This window comes from Pseudomonas sp. Sample_22, assembly GCF_004307635.1.
Taxonomy (GTDB): Bacteria; Pseudomonadota; Gammaproteobacteria; order Pseudomonadales; family Pseudomonadaceae; genus Aquipseudomonas.
The window spans coordinates 22,086-44,492 of record NZ_RCNY01000076.1; the positions used below are offsets into that span (position 1 = coordinate 22,086).

At 56.5% G+C, this 22,407-nt stretch carries 22 protein-coding genes; 1 reads left to right on the forward strand and 21 read right to left on the reverse strand.

The window, feature by feature from the left end:
• Positions 1–52 precede the first annotated feature (52 nt).
• From glmS to rpmH, 21 genes are all read right to left on the reverse strand, one after another.
• Positions 53–1,885: a glutamine--fructose-6-phosphate transaminase (isomerizing) gene (glmS, locus tag D8U73_RS19460; protein ID WP_130905477.1), complete on the reverse strand. Its 1,833-nt coding sequence runs from the start codon at positions 1,883–1,885 to the stop codon at positions 53–55.
• Between the two features lies 1 nt (position 1,886).
• Entirely contained in the window at positions 1,887–2,663 is a 777-nt protein-coding gene (locus D8U73_RS19465) for a DeoR family transcriptional regulator (RefSeq protein WP_056854272.1), read from the reverse strand.
• Positions 2,664–2,854: 191 nt separating this feature from the next.
• Positions 2,855–4,222, reverse strand: a complete 1,368-nt coding sequence (gene glmU, locus D8U73_RS19470) for a bifunctional UDP-N-acetylglucosamine diphosphorylase/glucosamine-1-phosphate N-acetyltransferase GlmU (protein WP_082557575.1) — start codon at positions 4,220–4,222, stop codon at positions 2,855–2,857.
• Between the two features lie 114 nt (positions 4,223–4,336).
• Positions 4,337–4,762 carry a F0F1 ATP synthase subunit epsilon gene (locus D8U73_RS19475; protein WP_007969909.1) on the reverse strand — a complete coding sequence of 142 codons (426 nt, stop codon included), beginning with the start codon at positions 4,760–4,762 and terminating at the stop codon, positions 4,337–4,339.
• A 45-nt stretch (positions 4,763–4,807) separates the two neighbouring features.
• Positions 4,808–6,187: a F0F1 ATP synthase subunit beta gene (gene atpD, locus D8U73_RS19480; RefSeq protein ID WP_056854270.1), complete on the reverse strand. Its 1,380-nt coding sequence runs from the start codon at positions 6,185–6,187 to the stop codon at positions 4,808–4,810.
• A gap of 27 nt (positions 6,188–6,214) precedes the next feature.
• A complete protein-coding gene (gene atpG / locus D8U73_RS19485) occupies positions 6,215–7,075 on the reverse strand; it encodes a F0F1 ATP synthase subunit gamma (RefSeq protein ID WP_008045673.1) in 861 nt (286 codons plus the stop codon).
• A 50-nt stretch (positions 7,076–7,125) separates the two neighbouring features.
• Entirely contained in the window at positions 7,126–8,670 is a 1,545-nt protein-coding gene (atpA, locus tag D8U73_RS19490) for a F0F1 ATP synthase subunit alpha (RefSeq protein ID WP_056854269.1), read from the reverse strand.
• 21 nt (positions 8,671–8,691) lie between these two features.
• The gene (locus D8U73_RS19495) at positions 8,692–9,228 is read right to left on the reverse strand and encodes a F0F1 ATP synthase subunit delta (RefSeq protein ID WP_056854268.1); all 537 of its coding nucleotides are present in this window, start codon (positions 9,226–9,228) and stop codon (positions 8,692–8,694) included.
• 12 nt (positions 9,229–9,240) lie between these two features.
• Positions 9,241–9,711: a F0F1 ATP synthase subunit B gene (locus D8U73_RS19500; protein ID WP_056854267.1), complete on the reverse strand. Its 471-nt coding sequence runs from the start codon at positions 9,709–9,711 to the stop codon at positions 9,241–9,243.
• 58 nt (positions 9,712–9,769) lie between these two features.
• Positions 9,770–10,027, reverse strand: coding sequence for a F0F1 ATP synthase subunit C (atpE, locus tag D8U73_RS19505; protein WP_003097235.1), 258 nt, complete (start codon positions 10,025–10,027; stop codon positions 9,770–9,772).
• Positions 10,028–10,160: 133 nt separating this feature from the next.
• On the reverse strand, positions 10,161–11,030 hold the full coding sequence (gene atpB, locus D8U73_RS19510; protein ID WP_015097443.1) for a F0F1 ATP synthase subunit A: 870 nt from the start codon (positions 11,028–11,030) through the stop codon (positions 10,161–10,163).
• Positions 11,031–11,046: 16 nt separating this feature from the next.
• Positions 11,047–11,454 carry a F0F1 ATP synthase subunit I gene (locus tag D8U73_RS19515; RefSeq protein WP_056854266.1) on the reverse strand — a complete coding sequence of 136 codons (408 nt, stop codon included), beginning with the start codon at positions 11,452–11,454 and terminating at the stop codon, positions 11,047–11,049.
• A 148-nt stretch (positions 11,455–11,602) separates the two neighbouring features.
• Positions 11,603–12,475, reverse strand: coding sequence for a ParB/RepB/Spo0J family partition protein (locus tag D8U73_RS19520; protein ID WP_056854265.1), 873 nt, complete (start codon positions 12,473–12,475; stop codon positions 11,603–11,605).
• 9 nt (positions 12,476–12,484) lie between these two features.
• Entirely contained in the window at positions 12,485–13,282 is a 798-nt protein-coding gene (locus D8U73_RS19525) for a ParA family protein (protein ID WP_056854264.1), read from the reverse strand.
• Between the two features lie 18 nt (positions 13,283–13,300).
• Positions 13,301–13,945 (reverse strand): 16S rRNA (guanine(527)-N(7))-methyltransferase RsmG, encoded by a 645-nt coding sequence (gene rsmG / locus D8U73_RS19530; protein ID WP_056854263.1) that lies wholly within the window; start codon positions 13,943–13,945, stop codon positions 13,301–13,303.
• A complete protein-coding gene (gene mnmG, locus D8U73_RS19535) occupies positions 13,942–15,840 on the reverse strand; it encodes a tRNA uridine-5-carboxymethylaminomethyl(34) synthesis enzyme MnmG (RefSeq protein WP_056854262.1) in 1,899 nt (632 codons plus the stop codon). The genes rsmG and mnmG overlap by 4 nt, the downstream gene beginning before the upstream one ends.
• A 553-nt stretch (positions 15,841–16,393) precedes the next feature.
• Entirely contained in the window at positions 16,394–17,764 is a 1,371-nt protein-coding gene (gene mnmE, locus D8U73_RS19545) for a tRNA uridine-5-carboxymethylaminomethyl(34) synthesis GTPase MnmE (protein ID WP_130905478.1), read from the reverse strand.
• Positions 17,765–17,843: 79 nt separating this feature from the next.
• Positions 17,844–19,526 carry a membrane protein insertase YidC gene (gene yidC, locus D8U73_RS19550; protein WP_056854260.1) on the reverse strand — a complete coding sequence of 561 codons (1,683 nt, stop codon included), beginning with the start codon at positions 19,524–19,526 and terminating at the stop codon, positions 17,844–17,846.
• 2 nt (positions 19,527–19,528) lie between these two features.
• Positions 19,529–19,774, reverse strand: coding sequence for a membrane protein insertion efficiency factor YidD (gene yidD, locus D8U73_RS19555; protein WP_010207715.1), 246 nt, complete (start codon positions 19,772–19,774; stop codon positions 19,529–19,531).
• Complete coding sequence (gene rnpA, locus D8U73_RS19560; protein WP_028620331.1) at positions 19,767–20,168, reverse strand: ribonuclease P protein component; 402 nt, start codon at positions 20,166–20,168, stop codon at positions 19,767–19,769. Before rnpA ends, yidD begins: the two co-directional genes overlap by 8 nt.
• A gap of 16 nt (positions 20,169–20,184) precedes the next feature.
• A complete protein-coding gene (gene rpmH, locus D8U73_RS19565; RefSeq protein WP_003213577.1) occupies positions 20,185–20,319 on the reverse strand; it encodes a 50S ribosomal protein L34 in 135 nt (44 codons plus the stop codon).
• Between the two features lie 567 nt (positions 20,320–20,886).
• Between rpmH and dnaA the strand changes: the two genes are divergently transcribed.
• Positions 20,887–22,404 (forward strand): chromosomal replication initiator protein DnaA, encoded by a 1,518-nt coding sequence (gene dnaA, locus D8U73_RS19570; protein ID WP_056854259.1) that lies wholly within the window; start codon positions 20,887–20,889, stop codon positions 22,402–22,404.
• The last annotated feature ends 3 nt before the right edge of the window (positions 22,405–22,407 follow it).

Consider the following 22,407-nt stretch of genomic DNA (forward strand, 5'->3'; position numbering starts at 1 on the left):
AAATCGCAACCCTTGGGCTGCGATTTTGGAGGTTGAATCAGCTGTGGATAACTTATTCCACAGTCACCGATTTCGCCAGGTTACGCGGCTGGTCGACGTCTGTGCCTTTGAGTACCGCGACGTAATACGACAGCAGTTGCAGCGGGATGGTGTAGAGAATCGGCGACAGGATGTCGTGGATGTGCGGCATCTGCACAACATGAGTGCCTTCACCGTTGGTCATGCCAGCCTTCTCGTCGGCGAAAACGATCAATTCACCACCGCGGGCGCGAACTTCCTGGAGGTTGGATTTCAGCTTTTCCAGCAATTCGTTGTTGGGTGCGACGGTCACCACCGGCATGTCGTTATCCACCAGCGCCAGCGGGCCGTGTTTCAGCTCGCCGGCCGGATAGGCTTCGGCGTGGATATAGGAGATTTCCTTGAGCTTGAGTGCTCCTTCCATCGCCACCGGGAATTGCGCGCCGCGGCCGAGGAACAGCGTGTGGTTTTTCTCGGCGAACAGTTCGGCGATTTTTTCTACGGTGCTGTCCATTGCCAGCGCCTCACCGAGGCGAGTCGGCAAGCGACGCAGCTCTTCGACCAGGGTGGCTTCAACGCCTGCGGCCAACGTGCCGCGCACCTGGCCCAACGACAGGGTCAACAACAGCAGGCCCACCAATTGCGTGGTGAAGGCTTTGGTCGATGCCACACCAATTTCGCGTCCAGCCTGGGTCAGCAGCGTCAGGTCGGATTCACGCACCAACGAGCTGATGCCGACGTTGCAGATCGCCAGGCTGGCAAGAAAACCCAGCTCTTTGGCGTTGCGCAGCGCTGCCAGGGTGTCGGCGGTTTCGCCAGACTGAGAGATCGTCACGAACAGCGAGTCTGGCTGCACCACGACTTTGCGATAGCGGAATTCACTGGCGACTTCGACCTGGCACGGAATGCCGGCCAACTCTTCAAGCCAGTAACGGGCGACCATGCCGGCGTGATAACTGGTGCCACAGGCGACAATTTGCACATTGCGTACTTTGGCGAACAACTCAGCGGCTTGCGGGCCGAAAGCCTGCACCAGTACCTGATTCTGACTCAAACGCCCTTCGAGAGTGCGCTGCACCACGGACGGTTGTTCGTGGATTTCCTTAAGCATGTAGTGACGGAACTCGCCTTTGTCGGCAGCTTCAGCGCCGTCGCTGTATTGAACGGTCTGACGCTCTACCCCTTGGCCGTTCACGTCCCAGATCTGCACGCTGTCGCGACGAATCTCGGCGATATCGCCCTCTTCCAGATACATGAAACGATCGGTGACCTGACGCAGGGCCAATTGGTCAGACGCCAGGAAGTTTTCTCCCAGGCCCAGGCCAATCACCAGCGGGCTGCCGCTGCGCGCGGCAACCAGACGGTCCGGCTGCTGGGCTGAGATCACCGCCAGGCCGTAAGCGCCATGCAGTTCCTTGACGGTCGCCTTGAGGGCCACGGTCAGGTCGCGCAGCTCCTTGAGTTTGTGGCTCAGCAGGTGGGCGATCACTTCGGTATCGGTGTCGGAAGTGAATACGTAACCCAAGGCTGTAAGTTGTTCGCGCAGCGCCTCGTGGTTTTCGATAATGCCGTTGTGCACAACAGCCAGATCACCGGAAAAGTGCGGGTGAGCGTTGCGCTCGCACGGCGCGCCATGGGTGGCCCAACGGGTGTGGGCGATACCCAGACGACCCACCAGAGCTTCTTCGGCCAGTGCCTGCTCCAATTCGCTGACCTTGCCCGGGCGGCGCATGCGCTCGAGTTTTTCGTCATTGGTATAGACCGCTACACCGGCACTGTCGTATCCACGGTATTCCAGGCGCTTGAGGCCTTCGACCAGGATCGCGGTGATGTTACGTTCTGCGACTGCGCCAACAATTCCACACATGTTATTTCTCCTGACTGACTGCCGCGCAAATCAAATTGATGCCGCGGGCCTGAATCTGAACGCGTGCCTCCACCGGCAGACGATCATCGGTAATAAGGGTATGGACGCTGCTCCAGGGCAGTTCCAGGTTGGGAATCTTGCGGCCGATCTTGTCGGCTTCCACCATCACGACCACTTCGCGGGCGACTTCAGCCATCACCCGGCTCAGCCCCAACAATTCGTTGAAAGTGGTTGTACCGCGAACCAGATCGATGCCATCGGCACCGATGAACAATTGATCAAAGTCGTAAGAGCGTAGTACTTGCTCGGCAACCTGCCCCTGAAAGGACTCGGAATGCGGATCCCAGGTACCACCGGTCATCAGCAACACCGGCTCGTGTTCCAGTTCGCTCAGTGCGTTGGCGACATGCAGGGAATTGGTCATGACCACCAGGCCCGGTTGTTGACCGAGTTCCGGAATCATCGCCGCCGTCGTACTGCCGCTGTCGATGATGATGCGCGCATGTTCGCGGATTCGCGTCACTGCCGCGCGGGCGATGGCTTGTTTGTATTTGGAGACAGGCTGGCCCATATCGGCCACCAATTCCTGGGGCATGGTGATTGCACCGCCGTAACGACGCAGCAACAGGCCGTTGCTTTCGAGTGCAGCCAAGTCCTTGCGAATCGTAACTTCAGAAGTCTCAAAGCGCTTGGCTAACTCATCCACGCTGACTTCGCCCTGTTCATTGAGCAAAGCAAGGATGTTATGACGGCGTTGAGGAGTGTTGCGCTTCGACATGGCTAGATAAGTTTCGATTCGAAAGATAACGGAAGCAATCAAAACCTATCGATGAGACTTCGTCAAGCGCGGCGCGATAAAAAGATCTGTGGATAAAAAGCTTCGCGGGCAAGCCTCGCTCCTACAGGTTACTCACAACACTGTAGGAGCGAGACTTGCCCGCGAAGGCGTTTTCACGAGTTGTGGGTAACTCAGCTTTTCTTCACTTTCTCCGGCCGTTTCCAGCCATCAATGTTCTTCTGACGGGCACGGCCAACGGCCAGCTGAGATTTATCCACAGTCGACGTAATGGTCGAACCTGCCGCTGTGGTCGCGCCATCGAGGATATCCACAGGTGCCACCAACGAATTGTTGGAACCGATGAACACGTCCTCACCCAACACGGTTTTCCACTTGTTGGCGCCATCGTAGTTGCAGGTGATGGTGCCTGCGCCGATGTTGGTGCGCGCACCGACTTCCGCGTCGCCCAGGTAGGTCAGGTGACCGGCCTTGGCGCCTTCACCCAAGTGTGCGTTTTTCAATTCGACAAAGTTACCCACATGCGCCCGCGCTTCCAGCACAGTGCCCGGGCGCAAACGCGCAAACGGGCCGGCGTCGCTGCCTTCACCGAGAGTTGCGCCTTCGATATGGCTGTTGGCCTTGATCACCACGCCTTTGCGCAGGGTGCTGTCCTTGATGACGCAGTTCGGGCCGATCACCACGTCGTCTTCGATCACCACTTTGCCTTCGAGAATCACGTTGATGTCGATCAGCACATCCCGGCCCACGGTCACTTCACCGCGAACATCGAAACGTGCGGGGTCGCGCAACGTCACGCCTTGGGCCATCAAACGGCGACCGGCGCGCAGCTGATAGTGACGCTCCAGTTCGGAAAGCTGCTTGCGGTCGTTGGCGCCCTGCACTTCCATCGCGTCGTGGGGTTGCTCGGTGGCTACGACCAGGCCATCGCTGACTGCCATTTCGATCACATCGGTCAGGTAATACTCGCCCTGAACGTTGTTATTCGACAGACGCCCAGTCCAGTCGGCCAAGCGATCCGCTGGGACCGCAAGGATACCGGTGTTGCCTTCGTTGATGGCGCGTTGAGCTTCGGTGGCGTCCTTGTGCTCGACGATGGCAGCAACCTTGCCGTCAGTGTCACGAACGATTCGGCCGTATCCGGTTGCGTCGTCCAGTTCGACGGTGAGCAGACCCATTTGTCCTGGCACGACAAGCTTGAGCAAACGCTGCAGGGTTTCAACTTCAATCAATGGCACATCACCGTAGAGAACCAGCACGGTGTCTGACTCAATGAACGGTACAGCCTGGGCCACGGCATGGCCGGTCCCGAGTTGTTTGTCCTGAAGGACGAAATTCAGATCGTCAGCGGCTAAACGTTCACGCACAGCATCGGCACCATGGCCGATCACCACGTGGATGCGCTGTGGATCAAGTTGTCGGGCGCTGTGGATAACATGGCCAAGCATCGAGTTGCCGGCAATCGGGTGCAAGACTTTCGGCAAGGCCGAACGCATACGCGTGCCTTGGCCAGCAGCGAGAATAACGATTTCAAGAGACATGACTGGCTACCAATCCTGGGTGGTCAGCGGCTGCGACCAAAGTTATAAACAACGGAAAAGAAAAAAGGGTAGCCGAGGCTACCCTTTTTAATCAATCACACAACAAGCGCAACCTTAGTGGCCGAACTTCTTGCGGATCTGCTGGACGGTGCGCAGCTGGGCTGCGGCCTCGGCCAGACGTGCAGCAGCAGAACCGTAATCGAATTCGGCGCCACGTTCGTGCAAGGCCTTCTCGGCAGCCTTAACGGCTTCCTGAGCAGAGGCTTCATCCAGGTCGGCAGCACGTTGCACGGTGTCGGCAAGAACCTTGACCATGTTCGGCTGAACCTCGAGGAAACCACCGGAGATGTAATACACCTCCTCTTCCCCGCCCTGCTTGACCAGGCGGATCGGACCTGGCTTCAGATTAGTGATCAGCGGCGCGTGACCCAGGGCGATACCAAGATCACCCAGTGCACCGTGCGCAATCACCATCTCGACCAGACCGGAAAAGATTTCCCCTTCCGCGCTGACGATATCGCAATGGACTGTCATAGCCATCTGATTGCCTCAACCTAAATTAGCGCCCGTTGCCGGGCGCCGGGATTACAGTTTCTTGGCTTTCTCGATCGCTTCTTCGATGCCGCCAACCATGTAGAACGCTTGTTCTGGCAGGTGGTCGTAGTCACCGTTGAGGATGCCTTTGAAGCCAGCAATGGTGTCTTTCAGGGAAACGTATTTACCCGAAGCACCGGTGAAGACTTCAGCCACGAAGAACGGCTGCGACAAGAAACGCTGGATCTTACGAGCACGGTTTACCAACTGCTTGTCGGCTTCCGACAGCTCGTCCATACCCAGGATCGCAATGATGTCCTTCAGTTCTTTGTAACGCTGCAGAACGTACTGAACGCCGCGAGCGGTGTCGTAGTGGTCCTGGCCGATCACGTTCGGGTCCAGCTGGCGCGAAGTCGAGTCGAGTGGATCGACCGCCGGGTAGATACCCAGGGAAGCGATGTCACGGGACAGAACGACGGTAGCGTCCAAGTGGGCGAAGGTGGTCGCTGGCGACGGGTCGGTCAAGTCGTCCGCAGGTACGTATACCGCTTGGATCGAAGTGATCGAACCTTCCTTGGTCGAAGTGATACGTTCTTGCAGAACGCCCATCTCTTCAGCCAGGGTCGGCTGGTAACCTACTGCCGAAGGCATACGGCCCAGCAGTGCGGATACTTCAGTACCGGCCAGGGTGTAACGATAGATGTTGTCGACGAACAGCAGAACGTCGTTACCTTCGTCACGGAACTTCTCGGCCATGGTCAGGCCGGTCAGTGCTACGCGCAGACGGTTTCCCGGCGGCTCGTTCATCTGACCGTAAACCAGTGCCACTTTGTCCAGAACGTTGGAATCCTTCATCTCGTGGTAGAAGTCGTTACCCTCACGAGTACGCTCACCCACACCGGCGAACACGGAATAACCGCTGTGCTCGATGGCGATGTTACGGATCAGTTCCATCATGTTTACGGTTTTGCCTACACCGGCACCACCGAACAGACCGACTTTACCGCCCTTGGCAAACGGGCAAACCAGGTCGATAACCTTGATGCCGGTTTCCAGCAGGTCGTTGCCGCCTGCCTGTTCAGCGAACGAAGGCGCTGCACGGTGAATGCCCCAACGCTCTTCAGTGGCGATTGGACCGGCTTCGTCGATCGGGTTGCCCAGAACGTCCATGATCCGGCCCAGAGTTGCTTTACCAACCGGTACGGAGATGGCTGCGCCAGAGTCGGTAACTTCCAGACCGCGCTTCAAGCCTTCGGTGGAACCCATCGCAATGGTACGAACCACGCCGTCGCCCAGCTGCTGCTGAACTTCCAGGGTGGTCCCGGCCGCGCTTTGTACAGTCAGCGCGTTGTAGATGCTCGGTACGCTGTCGCGTGGAAATTCCACGTCGATAACGGCGCCGATGATTTGAACGATACGTCCGCTACTCATAGCTGGATCCTCTGAATATTTGAACCGTTAAACCGCGGCAGCGCCGCCGACGATTTCCGAGATCTCTTGGGTGATCGCAGCCTGACGCGCCTTGTTGTAGACCAGCTGCAAATCGCTGATCAAATCACCGGCGTTGTCGGTAGCGTTCTTCATCGCGATCATCCGCGCAGCTTGTTCAGCCGCGTTGTTCTCGACCACCGCCTGGTAGACCTGCGACTCCACGTAACGGACCATCAAGCCGTCCAGCAGCTCCTTGGCATCCGGTTCGTAGAGATAGTCCCAGTGGTGCTTGAGGTCTTGATCCGGGGTTGCCACCAGTGGAATCAACTGCTCCACGGTAGGCTGTTGCGTCATGGTGTTGATGAACTTGTTGGACACCACGGACAGGCGGTCAATACGGCCGTCCAGGTAGGCATCCAGCATCACCTTGACGCTGCCGATCAGATCATTGATCGACGGCTCTTCACCCAGGTGGCTGATAGCTGCAACGACGTTACCGCCGAAGTTGCGGAAAAAGGCCGCACCCTTGCTACCAACGACACACAGATCGATCTCGACGCCGTTTTCGCGGTTTACCGCCATGTCCTTGACCAGGGCCTTGAACAGGTTGGTGTTCAAGCCGCCGCACAGACCACGGTCACTGCTCACTACGACATAACCGACACGCTTGATTTCGCGGTCGATCATGAACGGGTGGCGGTATTCCGGGTTGGCGTTGGCCAGATGCCCAATTACCTGGCGGATACGCTCCGCATAAGGACGGCTAGCAGCCATGCGCATTTGTGCCTTGCGCATTTTGCTGACCGCCACTTTTTCCATGGCGCTGGTAATCTTTTGCGTGCTTTTGATGCTCGCAATCTTACTGCGAATCTCTTTTGCGCCTGCCATGTAACACCTATCAGGTTAGCAAGCGGGAGCCTTGCGGCTCCCGCTGCGGCTTACCAGGTTTGGGTGGCCTTGAACTTCTCGATACCGGCTTTCATGCCAGCGTCGATTTCGTCATTGAAGTCACCTTTCACGTTGATCTTCGCCATCAAATCGGCGTGATCGCGGTTGAAGAAAGCAATCAGCGCTTGCTCGAAGCTGCCGATCTTGGCGATTTCAACGTCAGTCAGGAACCCACGCTCAGCGGCATACAGCGACAGCGCCATGTCAGCGATCGACATTGGTGCGTATTGCTTCTGCTTCATCAGCTCGGTAACGCGCTGACCATGCTCAAGTTGCTTACGGGTCGCTTCGTCCAGGTCAGAAGCGAACTGGGCGAATGCCGCCAGTTCACGGTACTGAGCCAGAGCGGTACGGATACCACCGGACAGCTTCTTGATGATCTTGGTCTGAGCGGCACCACCCACACGGGATACCGAAACACCGGCGTTCACAGCAGGACGGATGCCCGAGTTGAACATGGCCGATTCCAGGAAGATCTGACCGTCAGTGATGGAAATCACGTTGGTCGGAACGAACGCGGATACGTCGCCAGCCTGGGTTTCGATGATCGGCAGTGCGGTCAGGGAACCGGTTTTGCCGGTCACTGCGCCGTTGGTGAACTTCTCTACGTATTCTTCCGAAACGCGGGATGCGCGCTCCAGCAGACGGGAGTGGAGATAGAACACGTCGCCTGGGTAAGCTTCACGGCCTGGTGGACGGCGCAGCAGCAGGGAAATCTGGCGGTAAGCCACTGCTTGCTTGGACAGATCGTCATAAACGATCAGCGCGTCTTCACCGCGGTCGCGGAAGAATTCACCCATGGTGCAACCGGAGTACGGTGCCAGGAATTGCAGCGCAGGAGATTCCGAAGCACTGGCAGCCACGATGATCGTGTTGGCCAGGGCGCCGTTTTCTTCCAGCTTGCGAACCACGTTGGCGATGGTCGATTGCTTCTGACCGATGGCAACGTAGACGCAGTAGATGCCGCTGTTCTTCTGGTTGATGATCGCGTCGATCGCCAGAGCGGTTTTACCGATCTGACGGTCACCGATGATCAGCTCACGCTGGCCACGGCCGACAGGGATCATGGCATCGACAGCCTTGTAGCCAGTCTGTACAGGCTGGTCTACCGACTTACGCCAGATCACGCCTGGAGCAACTTTCTCGACCGCGTCGGTCTGAGTGTTGTTCAGCGGACCTTTGCCATCAACTGGGTTACCCAGTGCGTCGACAACGCGACCCAGCAGTTCCTTACCAACCGGAACTTCGAGGATGCGGCCAGTGCACTTGGCGCTCATGCCTTCAGCCAGAGACTGGTATGCGCCCAATACGACGGCACCTACGGAGTCTTGCTCCAGGTTGAGTGCCATACCGAAGACGCCGCCCGGAAACTCGATCATCTCGCCGTACATGACGTCGGCCAGACCGTGAATCCGCACGATACCGTCAGATACGCTGACGACAGTGCCTTCGTTACGGGCTTGGGAGGTCACATCGAGCTTGTCGATGCGGCCCTTGATAATTTCACTTATTTCGGAAGGATTGAGTTGCTGCATTGCTCTGCTGCCCCTTCAAACTCAAGATTTCAATGCTTCGGCAAGTTTCGCGATTTTGCCGCGAATCGAGCCATCGATAACCAGGTCGCCGGCGCGGATGACAACGCCCCCAATAAGGGATTTGTCTTCCTCGACTTGCAGGCGCACTTCCCGGTTGAGTCGTGCACTGAGAACCTTGGCGAGTTTGTCTTGCTGTTCTTGGTTCAATGCAAAAGCACTGGTCACTTCAACGTCTACCGATTTCTCTTGTTCGGCCTTGTACAGGTCGAACAGAGCGGCGATCTCCGGCAACAGCGGGAGACGGTCGTTTTCGGCAACGACGTGGATGAAGTTCTGTGCCTTGGCATCAAACTTGTCGCCGCACACGTCAATGAACGTGGCGGCCTTTTCTGCGCTCGTCAGTCGCGGGGCCTTGAGCACGCGCTGCATGGTGTCGTCTTCCGACACCGCTGCAGCCAGGCCGAGCATGGCTGACCAATTGGCCAGTTGCTGGTGGGCCTGAGCGTGCTCGAAGGCCGCCTTAGCGTAAGGTCGGGCCAACGTGGTCAGTTCTGCCATGATCGCCCTCGCTTAGATTTCAGCAGCCAGTTGGTTAACCAGCTCTGCGTGCGCGTTTTGATCGATTGTGGCACCCAGGATCTTCGCAGCACCGCCAACGGCCAGGCTACCCACTTGGGCGCGCAGCGCGTCTTTGACGCTGTTCAGTTCCTGTTCGATCTCGGCCTGAGCCTGAGCCTTCACACGGTCAGCTTCGACGCGAGCCTGTTCACGGGCTTCGTCGACAATCTGGGTACCGCGTTTCTTGGCTTGCTCGATGATTTCAGCTGCCTGAGCTTTCGCTTCGCGCAGTTGCTGACCCGCTTTCTCTTGGGCCAACTCCAGGTCGCGAGCTGCACGGCTGGCAGCGTCCAGACCATCAGCGATCTTCTTTTGACGTTCGTGCAGAGCCGCGATGACCGGAGGCCATACGAACTTCATGCAGAACAATACAAAAATCAGGAACGCAACGGACTGGCCAATCAGGGTCGCATTAATGTTCACGCCAACACCTCGCAGTTACGTTGTCCATCACACCAAATTACCCGGAAGATCCGAGTAATTAGCCAGCGATCTGACCAACGAACGGGTTCGCAAAGGTGAAGAACAGAGCGATACCAACACCGATCATGGTTACGGCGTCGAGCAGACCGGCAACGATGAACATTTTAACTTGCAGCATTGGAACCATTTCTGGCTGACGCGCTGCGCCTTCCAGGAACTTGCCGCCCAGCAGGCCGAAACCAATTGCGGTACCCAGTGCGCCCAGGCCGATCAACAGTGCAACAGCGATAGCGGTTAGACCAACTACAGTTTCCATCTTTCCTCCCGACTTTTACGTCGTATGGTTTAGGTTTTTTAGATTAAAGCGGTAAAACAAATCGTTTCAGATGCTCCGTCAGGAGCCCCTTCCCGTTTTACCGGGAAGGACATCAGACTAGTCGAGACTGGTCTTAATGGTTTTCTTCGTGTGCCATCGACAGGTAGACGATGGTCAGCATCATGAAGATGAACGCCTGCAGAGTGATGATCAGAATGTGGAACACAGCCCACGCCCACTGCAGAACAACGCCCAGGCCACTAAGCCAGAGCAGACCGCTGCCGAACATCACAGCAATCAGAATGAAGACCAGCTCGCCGGCATACATGTTGCCGAACAGACGCAGAGCCAGGGAGATCGGCTTGGCGATCAGGGTCACGAATTCCAGCAGGAAGTTCACCGGGATCAGCAGGGCTTGAACGAAGATGTTCTTGCTGCCGAACGGGTGCAGGGTCAGCTCGCCGATGAAACCGCCGAGGCCCTTGACCTTGATGCTGTAGAAAATGATCAGTGCGAAAACCGAGAATGCCATGCCCAGAGTCGCGTTCGGGTCGGTAGTCGACACGGCGCGGAACGGGATGTGGGCATCGCCGGAGATCAGGATGGCCAGCTGAGGAATCCAGTCGACCGGTACCAGGTCGACGGCGTTCATCAGGAACACCCAGACGAAGATGGTCAGTGCCAGCGGTGCAATCACCGGGCTACGGCCATGGAAGCTGTCTTTCACGCTGCCATCGACGAATTCGACCAATACTTCAACGAAGTTCTGCAAAGCACCTGGCTGACCGGAGGTCGCCTTCTTTGCCGCCATGCGGAAAAGAAGAACGAAGATCAGACCCAATGCGACAGACCAGCCGAGGGTATCGACGTGGAAAGCCCAGAAGCCCATTTCCTTGGCTTCTGCTGCGGTGTGGGCAAAGCCCCAGCCGCCGGTAGGGTGCTGACCGAAGGTCAGGTTCTGCAAGTGGTGCTGGATATAGCCCGAAGCGGTTGTTTCTGCCATGGTTGCCTCAAACGCCCTAAGGTCTCGAAAGTCTTGTTCTCATCAGCAGGGGAGCGAACCAGCTGACCGACTGAGTCAGCACGAAGGCACCGAATACTGCAATCGGCGCCAGTGGCTTCACACCTGCAAACACCAGTGCAAACAGCACTGCCGTCAAAATCAGTTTCCCCGCCTCGCCGGCATAAAACGACCGGACGATGGACTGGGCTGCTCGGGCGCCGGAAAACCGAAATGCCCTGTGAGCGAAATACACATTGGGCAGCAAGGCTATCAGGCCTCCGCAAAGTCCCGAGTACCCGGCAACGACTCCGTGCCATTGCCAGAGCGCCAAAGCGGCAATGAGCAAGACCACGAATTGAGCCATTAACACCGGAAAAACCGCCAGGCGATGGAAAGGCAAGCGGTTTGGCGTGCGGGTTTCCATCGTTATTGCTCTCCAATGGTCGGCTGCCGAAATTCAATAACTTGGCATAATTTGTGCCGACAAAATGCGCGCAGAGTATAGGGGCGGTTCTGCCCCTATTCAACTGTCAGGTAGTGATTTCCGACTGCACGCTACATGAGGAAATGTTTCAGCGGATATGTGCGAGTACGCCTTGAAGCTCATCCAGTGAGTTGTAACCAATCACTAACTGCCCTTTGCCCTTCTTCCCGTGTCGAATCTGCACCGCAGAGCCTAGGCGCTCGGCCAGACGCTGTTCCAGGCGGGCAATATCCGGGTCCGGTTTTGCAGGTTCGACGGGCTCCGGTTTGCCACTCAACCACTGGCGAACCAGTGCTTCAGTCTGGCGCACAGTCAGTCCTCGTGCGACAACATGTCGCGCCCCTTCAACCTGTTGATTGTCCGGCAAACCGAGCAATGCACGGGCATGCCCCATTTCCAGGTCGCCATGGGACAACATGGTCTTGATGACTTCCGGCAGCGAAATCAGGCGTAACAAGTTGGCCACGGTCACCCGTGACTTACCCACCGCTTCGGCCACTTGCTGCTGGGTCAGCTGGAATTCCTGCTGCAGACGCTGCAAAGCCACTGCTTCTTCGATCGGGTTGAGGTCTTCGCGCTGGATGTTCTCGATCAGAGCAATGGCGATGGCAGTTTCATCCGGCACATCGCGCACCATCGCCGGAATGGTTTCCTGCCCGGCCTGCTGGCTGGCGCGCCAGCGCCGTTCACCAGCGATGATTTCAAAACGACCGCCGCCGATCGGGCGTACCACGATCGGTTGCATCACACCTTGGGCCTTGATCGACTGCGCCAGCTCTTCCAGAGCTTGAGGATCCATATCGCGACGCGGCTGGTATTTACCGCGCTGGAGCAGGTCCAGGGGCAGGTGTTGCAACTCACGATGATCGGCTTGCGCCGCTTGTTCTTCCAGCGAGCTGACGGTCGGACCACTCAGCAGTGCATCCAGTCCACGTCCGAGACCTCGTTTCTTGACGGCCATGGGGATTCCTTAAGTTGCCTGAGCGGCGGCGATGCGTGAGTTTTTGCGCTGACGACGAACCATTTCGCCCGCCAGGGCCAGATAGGCAATAGCGCCCCGCGATGCTTTGTCGTACGCCAGCGCCGGCATGCCGTAGCTTGGCGCTTCGGCCAGACGGATGTTGCGCGGAATGACCGTGTCGTACAGCTGGTCGCCGAAATGTTCTTTGAGCTGAGCCGAGACATCGTTCATCAGGCTCAGGCGTGGGTCGTACATGGTGCGCAACAAACCTTCGACCTTGAGGTTCGGGTTCAGCAGTTCAGCGATACGCTTGATGTTATCCACAAGGTCGCTCAAACCTTCGAGTGCAAAATACTCGCACTGCATGGGGATAATTACGCCGTCGGCGGCCACCAGTGCGTTCAACGTCAGCATCGACAAGGACGGCGGGCAGTCGATCAAAATGTAATCATAGTTTTCACGGATCGGCGCCAACGCACTGCGCAGACGACTCTCCTTCATCTGCATTTCCAGCAGAACCACTTCCGCGGCCGTCAGGTCACGGTTAGCCGGCAACAACTGGTAACCACCATGCTCGGAGTAGTGCATGGCCTGGGCCAGGTCGCATTCACCGATCAACAGGTCGTAGACCGAGTTTTCCAGGCCGTGTTTATCCACACCGCTACCCATGGTGGCGTTGCCCTGTGGATCGAGATCGATCAACAACACCCGACGCTTGGTGGCGACGAGGGATGCTGCGAGGTTGATGCAGGTAGTGGTCTTGCCCACACCACCTTTCTGGTTCGCTATCGCGAATACCTTAGCCATTCTTGCTTGTGTTCCCAATCATGCCGTGCGGCGCAGTATCAGCAGATGACGTTGGCCTTGGCAACCGGGTACGGCCAGGGCATGTTCGCTATCGAGGTGGAAGTCTGCCGGCAATGCTACCAGCTCATCGGCGGGATGAACGCCCTTCATTGCCAGCCAACGGGTGTCGGCGTCGCCAAGGTGGCGAGTCCAGTTTGTGAAGTTTTCCATGCTGCTGAAAGCCCGGGAGATGATCCCGTTAAAAGGCTCTGCAGGCTGGAATGCTTCAACGCGACTGTGGATAACTTGCAGGTTATCCAGTTTGAGTTCGAGTTTGACCTGGGTCAGGAAGCGGGTTTTCTTGCCGTTACTGTCCAGGCAAGTCACTTGCGCCTCAGGAAACAGGATGGCCAGCGGGATACCAGGCATGCCGCCACCACTGCCGACATCCAGCCAGCGACCGTTTTCGATGAATGACATCACGCTCAGGCTATCGAGCAAATGACGCGAGACCATTTCGTCGGGATCACGAACCGCGGTCAGGTTGTAGGCCTTGTTCCATTTGATCAACAGAGCCAGATAGCCCAGCAGCTGCGCATGCTGGGTTTCTGTCAGCGTGACACCAAGCTGGCGGGCACCTGTGGATAACTCATCTGCGTGTTGCGAAGTGACCAACGAACTCAAGCGCTTTGCTCCAACTGACGGCCCGCGCCGCGTTTTTTCAAATGAATCATCAACAGCGAAATGGCTGCCGGCGTAACCCCCGGAATCCGCGACGCCTGGCCCAGAGTTTCCGGACGGGTTGCACCGAGTTTGCTCTGTATCTCTTTGGAGAGACCGGAAATATTCGTGTAATCGATATCCACAGGCAGTTTGGTGTCTTCACTTGCGCGCAGACGGGCAATTTCATCCTGTTGACGATCAATGTAACCGGCGTACTTGGTCTTGATTTCGACTTGTTCGGCCACTTGCGGATCTTCTGCGCCGTTACCGGTTACGGCAATAAGACCAGCGTAGTCGATTTCCGGACGGCTCAAGAGATTGAGCAAGTTGTATTCGTGGGTCAGCGGCGTGCCGAATTTTTCGGAAATCGCATCGCCTTGCTCGGTACCCGGGCGGACCCAGGTGCTCTTCAGACGTTGCTCTTCCAGTTCGATGCTTTCGCGTTTTTTGCAGAAAGCCGCCCAACGAGCGTCATCGACCAGTCCCAATTCGCGACCTTTTTCAGTCAAGCGCAGGTCGGCATTGTCTTCGCGCAGAATCAAACGGTATTCGGCACGGGAAGTGAACATCCGGTACGGCTCTTGGGTGCCAAGGGTAATCAGGTCGTCGACCAACACCCCGATATACGCCTCATCGCGACGCGGACACCAGGCATCTTTGCCCTGCGCACGCAGCGCGGCGTTGGTGCCGGCCAGCAAACCCTGGGCGCCGGCCTCCTCATAACCGGTGGTGCCATTGATTTGCCCGGCGAAGAACAGACCGCCGATCACCTTGGTTTCCAGGCTGTATTTCAGGTCACGCGGATCGAAGTAGTCGTACTCGATGGCATAGCCCGGACGCACGATGTGCGCGTTTTCCATGCCGCGGATCGATTGCACGATCTGCAATTGCACGTCGAACGGCAAGGATGTGGATATCCCGTTCGGATACAGCTCGTTGGTGGTCAAACCTTCCGGTTCGATGAAGACCTGGTGGCTTTCCTTGTCGGCAAAGCGATGGATCTTGTCTTCGATCGATGGGCAGTAACGCGGGCCGACGCCTTCGATCTCACCTGCAGCGGAATACATCGGCGAACGATCGAGGTTCGCGGCAATGATTTCGTGGGTGCGGGCGTTGGTGTGAGTAATCCAGCAACTGATCTGCCGAGGATGCTGTTCCTTGTTGCCCATGAACGACATTACCGGGATTGGCGTATCGCCGGCTTGCTCGGTCATCACCGAGAAATCCACGGAACGGGCATCGATTCGCGGCGGTGTACCGGTTTTCAGGCGACCGACGCGAAGCGGCAATTCACGCAAACGGTGCGCCAGGGCAATCGACGGTGGATCGCCGGCACGGCCACCGGAAAAATTCTGCAGGCCAATGTGGATAAGTCCACCGAGGAACGTACCGGTGGTCAAAACCACCGAATCGGCAAGAAAACGCAGGCCCATTTGCGTGACCACGCCACGCACTTGCTCTTGTTCAACGATCAAGTCGTCAGCGGCCTGTTGAAATATCCACAGGTTCGGCTGGTTTTCCAGGATTTCGCGGACAGCTGCCTTGTACAGAACCCGGTCTGCCTGAGCACGGGTTGCGCGCACGGCTGGGCCTTTGCGGCTGTTCAACACGCGAAACTGAATGCCGCCTTTATCGGTAGCGATGGCCATCGCGCCGCCAAGGGCATCGATTTCCTTCACCAGATGGCTTTTACCGATGCCGCCAATGGCCGGATTGCAACTCATGGCACCGAGGGTTTCCACGTTATGCGTCAGCAACAGGGTTTTGACCCCCATACGTGCTGAGGCCAGTGCTGCCTCGGTACCGGCATGACCGCCGCCGATGACGATCACTTCAAAACGGGAAGGGAAATCCACCACGCACCTCGTGCCTGCTTAAGTAGGTAATTCAGGAATAGTTTGAGCTCAGGTTTTTGGACCTGGTCGACAAGTATAGGGACTTCGCCCTTCCTAAAGAACCCTTTGCACAAAATTTAACCAGCTGTGGAGAAGTCGCGGTTATAGAAATTAAAAAGAGAGAAATTTATTAAATCTTTGTTTTTATGTTTATTTCTACTGACCGAGGTTTCTGTGGATAGATTGCTATAGGCCTTTATTATCAATGTGTACAGCGATTCAAAACCCTGTGGTCATGTGCCAGGGAGGCCCTTGGATAACCGGTGTAAGCCTGTGGATTAAAGTTCATGTTATCCACAGAGGGGGTATTCTTCAGTTTTCAGGCCCTGTTATCAACTGCCCTTAGCCGCTGTTATTCACAGGGCTTAATCCACAGAAAAGGCTGCCAAAAGTAAAAGACAGACACGCAAATTCCGCACAAGCAGTCAGAAAAACCGCTCAGCACTCATCGATAGGCAATGAAAAGGAAAAAAAAGACAGGCGCGGATGGCCTGTCTGTGGACAACGAGGGGAGTTACTTGCCGATGCAAAAACTGGAGAAGATGCGACCCAACAGGTCATCGGAACTGAACGCGCCAGTGATTTCACCCAAGGATTGCTGGGCCTGACGCAAATCTTCGGCGAGCAGTTCACCCGCCCCCGCCAGCGTCAGCTGTGCGCGGCCGTGTTCGAGCGCGGCACTGGCATGACCCAGCGCCTCAAGATGGCGTCTGCGGGCACTGAAACTGCTTTCCGACGTCTGTTCATAACCCATGCATGCCTTGAGATGATCGCGAAGAAGCTCCAGACCATTGCCAGCGGTTTTTGCACTCAGGCTGATGGTGACATGCCCATCCTCACTGACTTCCAGCGCAATGGCTTCGCCGGTCAGATCCGCCTTGTTGCGGATCAGCGTAACCTTTGCCGGGTCTGGCCGGGTCTCGAGGAATTCCGGCCACAAAGCGAAGGGATCGAGCGCTTCCGGGGCCGTCGCATCCACCACCAGCAGTACGCGATCGGCTTCGCCAATGGCTTTCAATGCCCGTTCAACGCCAATCTTTTCCACATGATCATCGGTATCTCGCAAGCCAGCGGTGTCGACCACATGCAGCGGCATCCCATCGATGTGGATATGTTCGCGAAGAACGTCCCGGGTGGTGCCGGCGATCTCGGTGACGATTGCAGCTTCCCGGCCGGCCAACGCGTTGAGCAGGCTGGACTTACCGGCATTTGGTCGGCCGGCAATCACTACCGTCATGCCATCGCGCAACAACGCACCTTGTCCGGCTTCGCGCACAACGGTGGATAACTCTTCACGGACTTTATCGAGCATGCTCAGAACGTGGCCATCAGCGAGGAAGTCGATTTCTTCTTCGGGGAAGTCGATGGCGGCTTCGACATAAATCCGCAGACCGATCAGTTGCTCGGTGAGGTTATGCACACGTGTGGAAAAAGCACCTTGCAAGGAACGCAGAGCATTTCGGGCGGCCTGTGCAGAACTGGCTTCAATCAAGTCGGCGATGGCTTCAGCCTGCGCCAGATCGAGTTTGTCATTGAGGAATGCGCGCTCGCTGAATTCGCCTGGTCGAGCCAGGCGGCAACCCAGTTCCACACACCGCTGCAGCAGCATATCCAGAACAATCGGCCCGCCATGTCCCTGGAGTTCCAGGACATCTTCACCCGTGAAGGAATTCGGTCCCGGAAAATACAGAGCGATTCCCTGATCCAATACCTCATCGTTTTCACTGAGAAACGGACCGTAATGAGCGAATCGCGGTTTCAAATCGCGACCACAGAAGGCCTTGGCGGCAATACTCGCCAATGGCCCGGAAATACGAACGATGCCAACCCCGCCTCGACCCTGGGCAGTGGCGACGGCGGCGATGGTTTCACGAGGAGCGTTCATGAACCGGTATCCAGACAAAAGTGACAGATAGCAAAACGCCCCACTAGGGGGCGTTTTGAGTGGTTATCCACAGAGCAAGTTACGCCTCGGCTTTTTTGCTAGCCGCTTCGATCTTACGCGTGATGTACCACTGTTGGGCAATCGACAATACGTTGTTCACTACCCAGTACAGCACGAGACCGGCCGGGAACCACAGGAAGAAGAAGGTGAAGATGATTGGCATCATTTTCATCACCTTCGCCTGCATCGGATCCGGAGGCGTCGGGTTCAACTGCTGCTGGATGAACATGGTTGCACCCATGATGATCGGCAGAATGAAGAACGGATCCTTGATCGACAGGTCAGTGATCCACAGCATGAACGGCGCTTGGCGCATTTCAACGCTTTCGAGCAGAACCCAGTACAACGACAGGAAAACCGGCATCTGCACGAGGATTGGCAAGCAACCACCCAGCGGATTGATCTTCTCTTTCTTGTACAGCTCCATCATGGCTTGCGACATTTTCTGCCGGTCATCGCCATGTTGCTCTTTCAGCGCAGCCAGTTTCGGTGCCACTGCACGCATGCGCGCCATGGATTTGTAGCTGGCAGCCGACAGCGGGAAGAAAATCCCTTTGATCAGCATGGTCAGGAAGATGATTGACCAGCCCCAGTTACCCACAATGGCGTGGATATGTTGCAGCAACCAGAAGATCGGTTGAGCGATAAACCAGAGAATGCCGTAGTCGACAGTCAGCTCCAGGCCTGGGGACAACTCTTTCAGCACAGCCTGGCTTTTCGGGCCGGCATACAGCGTGGCGCTGGTTTCAGCCTTGGCACCCGGAGCAACGGTCAGTGAAGGACCGGTGTAACCGATGATGTAATTGCCTTTGCTGTCTTTACGGGTCTGGACGATGTTGTTTTCGCCCTTCGCCGGAATCCATGCGGTCACGAAGTAATGTTGCAACCATGCAACCCAACCACCGGTGACGGTTTCTTTCAGCTGAGCCTTGTCCATGTCGCTCATCGACACTTTCTTGTACGGCTCGTTACTTGTCCACAGGGCGGCGCCCAGATAAGTCGCGGTGCCCGTGGCGGTGCTGGAAGAAGGATCGGAACTGGCATCACGCTTCAATTGCGCGAACATTGCACCGGACCAGGGTTGAGCGCTCTGGTTATCGATCAAGTAGGAAACGGTCACGTCGTACAGGCCACGTTTCAAGGTGAAACGCTTGATGTAATTGACGCCGTCCTTGCTGAACTTCAGGTCCACGACCAATTGGTCCTGACCGTCAGCCAGTTGATAAATCTTCTTCTCGGAAGAGTAAACCGGACGACCGGCAGGACTTGCGTCCGGACCATTGCTGCCAATCAGGCCACTTTGCGCCAGATAAGTGCGCTCGTTGCCGTTATCGAACAGCTGGAAAGGAATTTCCGGATGGTCCTGGCGACGTGGATACAGCGGCAATTTCAGCTGCGCGACATCACCACCTTGTGGATCGATGGCCAGATCGAGCACATCCGTTTTGATCTGGATGAGGTCGGTGCTTGCGGCTACCGGAGTTTCGGCAGGTGCGCTGGTATCGTTTGCGGCGTGTGGAATGTCATCACTGACTGACGCTTTTTTGCCAGTTGCCGTATCCGGGAGGCCCGGTGCGGTCGTGCTGGAAGCAACATTCTGAGTCGGCAGGGCAGCCTGGCCATAGTCCTGGTTCCATTTAAGAACCATAACGTAGGACACGATTGCCAGGGCGACGATCAGGATCGTGCGTTTGATATCCATGATTACTCGGCCATCGAAGAAGAACGGGAGGTAGGGATAGGTGGAACCGGGTCATAACCACCGGGATTCCACGGATGACAGCGACCTAAACGACGAAAGGTCAGCCAGCCACCGCGAAGAAGGCCATGGTTTTCAATGGCTTCTAACGCGTAGCAGGAACAACTGGGGTAGAAACGACAGTGACTGGCCATCAGGGGACTAATGGCATAGCGATAAAACTGGATCGGAACGAGTGCCAGTTTACGCATCGGGACTGTCTACCCCTACAGTTTCGGTTTTGACTGCTGGTACCGGCGTGCTGCGTGCCAGACGCTTCCAGAGTTTGCCGAAATGCTGAATCAATTCGGGGTTTTCTACGTCACCCAAACCTTTGCGCGCGACGATAACGATGTCCCAGCCGACCAGTGAATCCTGGTTGAGGCGAAACGATTCGCGCATCAGACGTTTGAGGCGATTGCGCTCGACGGAGAGCTTTACGCTCTTTTTCCCGATAACCAACCCGAGACGGGGGTGATCAAGATCGTTGTTGCGCGCAAGGAGCAGGAGATTTTTCCCCGGAACCTTGCCGGTAGGGGAGTCAAAGACTGCCTTGAAATGCCGGGGTGTAAGCAGACGCTTTTCCCGACTGAAGTCCTGACTCACCTCCAGTGCCGGCTTATCAAACTGCCAGACGCGCACGACCTTTGGCGCGGCGACGCGACAGTACGGCACGACCGTTCTTGGTAGCCATGCGAGCACGGAAACCGTGGGTACGAGCGCGTTTGATAGTGCTTGGTTGGAAAGTACGTTTCATTGTCGTGTTACCTGGTTCGTCCACAACGGGCCGGAATGGCCCCCGTTTTAAGAGACCGGGGATTCTAGAGAAAGCAAGCCTTCAGGTCAATTTCCAACCAGCGTTTCCTTATAAATAGATCTCCAGGGGTTTGGCGGGTACGAAACCAACGCTAAACATAAAAATAAAGAAGGAGAGTATTTAAAGCTTTTCTGTAAAGCTTATAAAAGCTTAGGACGCGGTTATCTGTGGATAACTTAATGAAGACCTTGTTTTCCGTGATGTACAGAGGATGACAACTACAGTGGAAAACCGTGTTCAGCCTGTGCTGCACTGTCGGATAACCTGTGTGTGAAAGGCTACTTTATCCACAGGCTGGTTACCCACAGAGTTTCACCCCCAGTTGTGCAACGAGCTCAGGCCAGGTTATCCACAGAGCTTATGCACAGACCATTGGTCGTCTTTTTTGCGTATAAATGGCTGATTCTTCTTGTTCGAGGGAGCACCTACGTGTGGATAAGTCGACGTCTGGTCGCGTACAATGGCCGCTTGTTTTTGCCTCACCGGCTTTCAACTTAGGGGATATCCGTGTCAGTGGAACTTTGGCAGCAGTGCGTGGAGCTTCTGCGCGATGAGCTGCCTGCCCAACAATTCAACACTTGGATCCGTCCACTACAGGTCGAAGCCGAAGGCGACGAGTTGCGTGTCTATGCACCCAATCGCTTTGTCCTGGACTGGGTCAACGAAAAGTACCTTGGCCGCGTCCTGGAATTACTGGATGAGCACGGCAACGGTATGGCGCCAGCGCTTTCCTTATTAATAGGCAGCAAGCGCAGTTCGGCGCCGCGTGCAGCACCGAATGCACCGCTGGCGGCGGCCGCGTCCCAGGCTCAAGCTGCATCTGCCCCGGCCAGTACGCAGCCCCCGGCTCCAGCGCCGACCAAGCGTGCGACGCAAAAAGTCGCCGAAGTCACAGAGGAAGAGCCTTCCCGTGACAGCTTCGATCCGATGGCGGGCGCCAGTTCGCAACAGGCTCCGGTTCGTTCCGAACAGCGCACCGTTCAGGTAGAAGGCGCGCTGAAGCACACCAGCTATCTGAACCGCACTTTTACCTTCGAGAATTTCGTTGAGGGCAAGTCCAACCAACTGGCCCGGGCTGCGGCCTGGCAAGTGGCGGACAACCCTAAACACGGTTACAACCCGTTGTTCCTGTATGGCGGCGTAGGTCTGGGTAAAACCCACTTGATGCATGCCGTGGGTAACCACCTATTAAAGAAGAACCCGAATGCCAAGGTTGTGTACCTGCATTCCGAGCGCTTCGTCGCGGACATGGTCAAGGCTCTGCAGCTCAATGCCATCAACGAGTTCAAGCGGTTCTACCGTTCGGTGGACGCTTTGCTGATCGATGACATTCAGTTCTTTGCGCGCAAAGAGCGCTCCCAGGAAGAGTTTTTCCACACCTTCAACGCCCTGCTTGAAGGCGGCCAGCAGGTCATTCTCACCAGTGACCGCTACCCGAAAGAAATCGAAGGCCTTGAAGAACGCCTGAAATCCCGCTTCGGCTGGGGCCTGACGGTTGCCGTCGAGCCGCCGGAACTCGAAACCCGAGTGGCGATCCTGATGAAGAAGGCCGACCAGGCCAAAGTCGAATTGCCTCATGACGCGGCGTTCTTCATCGCCCAGCGTATTCGCTCCAACGTCCGCGAGCTGGAAGGCGCGCTCAAACGCGTGATCGCCCACTCGCACTTCATGGGCCGCGACATCACCATCGAGCTGATTCGCGAATCCCTGAAAGACCTGTTGGCGCTGCAGGATAAACTGGTCTCTGTGGATAACATTCAGCGCACCGTCGCCGAGTACTACAAGATCAAGATTTCCGATCTGCTGTCCAAACGCCGTTCGCGTTCGGTCGCCCGGCCGCGCCAGGTTGCCATGGCGTTGTCCAAGGAACTGACTAACCACAGCCTGCCGGAAATCGGCGATGTGTTTGGCGGTCGTGACCACACGACGGTTTTGCACGCGTGTCGCAAGATCAACGAACTTAAGGAATCCGACGCGGACATCCGCGAGGACTACAAGAACCTGCTGCGTACACTGACCACTTGATGA